Here is a 5,000-nt window from a genome sequence, read left to right on the forward strand (position 1 = left end):
ATGAGCTTCCATTTGACAGTACTCATTAACTTTTCAGGGTAGAAAACTTTTCAGGGGTAGAATTTAAGTTGAATAGGAACCCATTTGTGAAACTTCAATATAATAAAATAAATTAAAGATTTACCATACTCAGGACATAACCAGAATTGGGAGATGGACCATGAAAGGACACTCTGATAACAACCCCCCGGAAACGGTTTGGATATCGATTTATCCTGCTGATAATCTCTTTTTTGCAGTGGGAGTTTCCCCCCGGAACCAGAAAATAGTGAAAATATTTCTACCCCAGACCAGCCGGGAGAAGATCCAGGAACAGGTTACCCTGGAATTTCCCCACTTCCAGTTAACTGAAAAATACCAACCCTTACTTAAAAAGATAGTTAAAATATATAAGGGAGATTGCCTGGATTTTGACCGAGATATGCTGGATTTGTCCACTGAAAAATCAAAAAATAAGGCAGGACCCGTTCCCAATGACTTTGATCTTAAGGTGCTGGGAATTGTTGCAGAAATTCCCCGGGGAGAAGTTAGAACCTACAAAGAGGTGGCAGAGTCCCTGGGTGGCCGGGCCTGGAGGGCAGTGGGGAGTGCAATGGCACGAAATCCTTTCCCCCTGGTTATACCCTGCCATAGAGTGGTTAGGTCTGATTTGAATCTGGGTAACTACGGTGGGGGAGTGGAAATGAAGAGGGAACTGTTAAAAAAAGAGGGTGTGAAGATAAAAGGTCTTCGTGTAGTAAGACCCTGATCTTCCCAAATTGATTTTAGTGGAAAATCTAATTAAAGCTTGTTCTGGTAGGCTTTCATGGCCTCGTTAAGTACTTCGGTGTAGGAGAGATCCTTTTTAAGTTCATCCAGGTCTTCCACCGAGAATATCTTGAGTACGTTATCCTTACAGGCCTCTACACAGGCCGGTAGAATCTGATCTTCAGCATCCAGGCACAGGGTGCACTTCTGCACTGCCTTTTTCTCTCCATCTATAACCAGCATGCCCACGGGACAGGCGATCATGCACAGGCGGCACATGATACAGGAGTCCTCATCCACGATTAAAGTGCCATCTTCTTCATAGATGGCACCGGTGGGGCATATTCGGGCACAGGGAGCCTTGTCCGGATGACATTGCAGACAAAATACGGGTACTGTGCTGCTTTTCTTGGCTCTGGCTACTCCATGGGTGTTTTGGCAGGCATTGATACAGTCCTGGCACTCACTGCAGCGACGGGGATCAATTACCATCAGTGTCTTCATGTTAATTCCTTCTGATTGTTTATTCCTTGTTAACCACAAGTTGGGATTTTAGGATTTTCCTTTAAGTTCTTCCAGGAATCCGGGGACACCGGAAGAGTCTCGGGGACCAACCAGTACTTCCCAGCCACTTTCATCCTCAATTTCTCCACTTACTGGAGCGGATAACCCTGGTATGATGAGGGTGCGGGTATCCACCTTGTCCTCGATACCGGTTTCTTTAATAAGGTCAGCCACTGCTTCTGCATTTAACTGGCCACCTGCCAGGGAAACATCCACTGCCCTTCCTTCAGTGTCCAGTACCAGTAGGTAAGCGTTGGCTTTGCCTTTGATATCTCCTTCCACGGTGTAGAATGTGAGGGCGAAGTTGGTGGTCATGAGGACCGGGGAGTTTTTATCCAATTCACCGAACTCATATAATCCAGGATCCACTGCCTGTGGCTTCCTTGGGTCAGTGTATATACCCTGTCTCAGGGTGAGGACGGGTATTAATTCCCATATGTTGGTTCCGTGGAATATGAGTAGGTCCGCGTATTTGTTCATGAGGGTGGCGGCAATGGTTGCCTCGCGGATACCTCCCTGAACTTCATCCTTCTCGTATATCCAGGTCAGGGCGGGTATTCCCATTAAGGGGAAACGGAAGTCTTCATCCCTTTCCTCCACTGCCAGTCGACGGATCATGACGAAGTTATCCAGAGTGTCACCAATTCCTTCCTGAACAAATGTACCGGGGTCCAGTATTATATCTTCTATTCCCTTATTGCGAAGGGCCCGGCTTAACTGTTTCATCTTTTCCAGGTCGTTAGGGGAGAATATGGCTAGCGGACAGTTGTATTCCAGGGCCAGAGCTGCCATTTCTTCCAGATTAGATTCATTTACCGCGTATATTAAAGGTCTTTCATCTCCTACCTTTTCCAAAGCGGCTTTCATGGCTTCGGGGTCAAATGAACACAACACCAGGGGTAATTTGGATTTTTTAAGTTTCAAAGCAGCTTCGGCGAATTTTTCAGCATTTCCGGATGCATTTCTCAGGGCGATAGCATCAAGGGTGAGCATTTCACCGATCCTTTCAAATTCTGTTTCCTCTATTGTATTTACCCTTTCTGTGAACTCAGCATCACTGATGTTGTCGGAAATGTCAATGATCAAGGAGGTGGGGTTGTAGTAGGTTAACTCGTAGCGGTACAGTACTTCATCTCCACCAATGGTGATGGTTTTATCACCGGTTCCTATGGTTATCTCCCTTACTGCTGGTGCCAGCAGGGCTTCCAGTTTGTCGAAAGCCTCGGATGATAATTCGGTGCATAGTTCCAGTTGGGCTTCTTTTTCCGAGAGTTTAGTGGCAAAGGCCATGCAGGAGGCCTCTCCACAGGCAGCTTCTTCACAATCTTCACAGTTAGTCTGAGGAAGCAATCTGTATATATCCATTGCCGTGACTTGCATACTCATAACCTCCTTATTCCAGCTCCGCTATCCAGTTGGATATGTCAGGCACATCACTGGTGAGATAATCCTTGGTAAAGGTGGAGCCAATTTCGCTTAAGATCTGCACTGACAGGGGGTGCAGCATCATGAAGATGTCCACTCCGCAGAGCATCATGGTTAACCCGGTGAATATCTCCCAGATTGGTCCCCGATAATCAGTGGGGCCCCAGGCATCGTTTTTCATCCAGGCTTCCCTGGATCCCCAGGCATTGGTGGTTCCAGAACTCATGGGCATCTGCAGGTCCTGGTCTCCCTTGAGTGCGGCCAGTCTGGTTCGGGTGATGACGTCGATGGAGAATTCTATACCGTAACCCAAGGCACAGGTGGTGGGGTCCATAACAATGTCCTTTTGTGTTAAGCCCTCTTTCATGAGATACTTGTTGAGGGTTTTTTGCATGTTTATGTCGGTGATGGCCCAGCTTAAGACGGCGTGGTTGTAATCCACTGCTGCCTTAGCCACCCTTTTGTAGTCCAGGTCCAGGTTGGCGGAAGCCAGTAAACACCGTTCGTCCTCTGCGGCTGCTGCAGCAGCTTCCAGTATTATGGGGTCTTTCTGAGGGTCTCCCGATGCCCCTATAACCAGTGGTACGTCCACTGCCTGTAGGACTTCTTCTATGTCTTCGGCAGCCTGTCGTGGGGTTTTATCCATGACTTTAGGCCCGGTTCCAATGAGGTGTATGGTGACCATGTTGGCTCCGAAGTCCTTCACTGCCTTCTTGGCCCAGTCCCCGGGGTGGTCCATTACATCGGAGAAGTGTTCCCTTATGGGACGGGGTAGTCCGGGCATGGGGATGTCAAAGACATCAAAGGTTACCACTGGAGGATTGGGTTGTGGTTCTTCGAAGCGGTAAAGTGCCTGTTGACCTCCCAGATATACTGGTTTTCTGGTTCCGGCACCCAGTTGCACCTGGGCTACTTCACCAGGGTAATCTTTAATTGGAGGAACAAAATCAACGGCCTCCATCATCTTGATGGTTTCCTGAACTGCGGCCTGTTTGGTTGCTGCCTGCTGCACTACTCTCTGCATGGCTGGCATCAGTTGCAGTTCCAGTTCCTCAAAGTCCATTCTAAATTCATTGATTTCTATATAGTCTGTTTTTTCCAGTAGCTTAAGAAGTTGCGACATTTTATCCATATACCCACGCCCTTAATTACTTTCTAATGCGGGATAATATCCCGGATACTGTTTTAACAGTATTTGATTCATCAGGAAGTTCCACCAGGGGTCTTCCCTCAATATCATACTGGGTTACCTCTTCATCCTCAAAGATTACCCCTGCTATGTCCAAACCAGTTTCCCTGGCCTTTTTCAGGATTTGTTCCTCATTTTCAGGATTCACCCTGTTTACCACCAGGTACAACTCCTGGAATTTTATTTCCAGTTCATCAGCCAGTTGGCCAATTCGTTGTGCAGTGAGCATTCCTCTTTTTGATTTATCAGTGACCACCAACATCACGTCCACGTTCTGAGTGGTTCGGCGGCTCAGGTGTTCCAGGCCAGCCTCGGTGTCAATGATGATCACATCATAATTGGATGATAGGTTTTCGATTATTCTGCGGAGCATGTTGTTAACTGCACAGTAACATCCACTGCCTTCGGGTCGGCCCATGACCAGGAGATCGAAGCTGGGGGTTTCAATGATGGACTCCATTATTTTGTAGTCCAGGATATCCCACTTGTTCATTCCTGTTGGTATCCTGCCCTTGGCTGTGTCTTCTTTTAATTCTTCCCTGACATCTCCCACGGTTTTATGGACATCCACACCCAATGCTTCGGGTAAGTTGCTGTCGGGGTCGGCATCAATAGCCAGGATATCCTTTCTAGTGCTGGTCAGGGATTTTATCAGGAGAGATGATACCAGGGTTTTCCCGGTTCCACCTTTTCCACTTACTGCTATGATCACTTTATTTGCTCCTAAACTTCATAATTCATCTTAATAGAAATTATAGGCCAGTCTTATCCAGATATTCCTATTTTTTCTTTATAATCACCTTTTCGGCATAGACCTTGGCGTTTTTGAAGATTATTTTCACCCCTCCCGAGGAGGGCACAGTCAGTTCCGGTGCATAGGCCACTGGTGCCATTGCCATTTCTTCCATTTCCATTTCACCCCCTAGTTCAGGAGTTTCCTCCACGGTGATTTCTTCTTCAGGAACTTCTGCTTCCGGAGTTTTTATTCGCTCCATTATGGGGTGTCCCTTTTCTTCCAGGAAACTGCGGATCTCCTTAAGGCTGGAAGCATCTTCCTCGGTGGGAATTTTATCCT

The 5,000-nt window shown here is 47.2% G+C and carries 6 protein-coding genes (1 of these 6 only partly in view); 1 reads left to right on the forward strand and 5 read right to left on the reverse strand.

Annotated features, from left to right (window positions below; translation table 11 throughout):
• Positions 1-160: 160 nt before the first annotated feature.
• Complete coding sequence (locus QC759_RS01935; RefSeq protein ID WP_082055697.1) at positions 161-748, forward strand: MGMT family protein; 588 nt, start codon at positions 161-163, stop codon at positions 746-748.
• Positions 749-780: 32 nt separating this feature from the next.
• Here QC759_RS01935 and QC759_RS01940 read toward each other — a convergent pair whose 3' ends face one another.
• The 5 genes from QC759_RS01940 to cdhC all read right to left on the reverse strand — a co-directional run.
• Entirely contained in the window at positions 781-1,251 is a 471-nt protein-coding gene (locus tag QC759_RS01940) for a 4Fe-4S dicluster domain-containing protein (RefSeq protein ID WP_048072364.1), read from the reverse strand.
• Positions 1,252-1,299: 48 nt separating this feature from the next.
• Positions 1,300-2,691: an acetyl-CoA decarbonylase/synthase complex subunit gamma gene (gene acsC, locus QC759_RS01945; RefSeq protein WP_048072365.1), complete on the reverse strand. Its 1,392-nt coding sequence runs from the start codon at positions 2,689-2,691 to the stop codon at positions 1,300-1,302.
• Positions 2,692-2,704: 13 nt separating this feature from the next.
• On the reverse strand, positions 2,705-3,868 hold the full coding sequence (gene cdhD, locus QC759_RS01950) for a CO dehydrogenase/acetyl-CoA synthase subunit delta (RefSeq protein ID WP_048072366.1): 1,164 nt from the start codon (positions 3,866-3,868) through the stop codon (positions 2,705-2,707).
• Positions 3,869-3,884: 16 nt separating this feature from the next.
• A complete protein-coding gene (locus tag QC759_RS01955; RefSeq protein WP_048072367.1) occupies positions 3,885-4,637 on the reverse strand; it encodes an ATP-binding protein in 753 nt (250 codons plus the stop codon).
• 67 nt (positions 4,638-4,704) lie between these two features.
• Positions 4,705-5,000 carry the final stretch of a CO dehydrogenase/CO-methylating acetyl-CoA synthase complex subunit beta gene (gene cdhC, locus QC759_RS01960; RefSeq protein WP_048072368.1) on the reverse strand. The gene runs 1,105 nt beyond the window's last position, so 296 of the gene's 1,401 nt are visible here — the last part of the coding sequence; the start codon falls outside the window, past its right edge; the stop codon is at positions 4,705-4,707.

The sequence above is a fragment of the Methanobacterium formicicum genome (assembly GCF_029848115.1).
In the GTDB taxonomy this organism is placed as follows: Archaea; Methanobacteriota; Methanobacteria; order Methanobacteriales; family Methanobacteriaceae; genus Methanobacterium; species Methanobacterium formicicum.